This is a genomic window from Campylobacter novaezeelandiae (assembly GCF_004323845.1).
In the GTDB taxonomy this organism is placed as follows: Bacteria; Campylobacterota; Campylobacteria; order Campylobacterales; family Campylobacteraceae; genus Campylobacter_D; species Campylobacter_D novaezeelandiae.
This window is the reverse complement of record NZ_QPGR01000052.1, coordinates 1-398: the sequence shown is the minus strand read 5'-3', so window position 1 is coordinate 398 and position 398 is coordinate 1. Positions and strand designations below refer to the sequence as shown.

At 30.9% G+C, this 398-nt stretch carries 1 protein-coding gene; it reads left to right on the top strand.

The annotated features are described in order from the left end of the window. Window positions 1–339, top strand: a 339-nt coding sequence (locus tag DU473_RS08180) for a hypothetical protein (protein ID WP_223147418.1), incomplete at its 5' end; no start/stop codon positions are given. Between the last annotated feature and the right edge of the window lie 59 nt (window positions 340–398).

Sequence of the window (398 nt, the reverse complement as noted above, 5' to 3'; positions counted from 1 at the left end):
ACGATTCAAGCAAATTTACAAAAATATTATGTGTTATATTTTATTTCTGAACTTAAAAAACTTCCAAAAGAATTTTATTCTTGGAGTGTGCAAGATAAGAAGCTAATCATTAACAAAGCTGTACTTCATATGAGAAGTGCTGAAAGAAGTGAAAATATTGAGGGATTTGGATATGACCATGTTATTTTAAATGAAGCAGGAATTATCCTAAAAGGAAGCAAAGGAGAATACCTTTGGTACAACGCTATACGTCCTATGATACTTGATAATCCAAAATCAAGAGCGATTATAGGTGGAGTTCCAAAAGGAAAAAATCTATTTTACGAGCTTTACAAATAAGAATAAAATGATAAAAATAGGAAGAATATGCAATGAGCAATGCAGCCTCGCATACACAA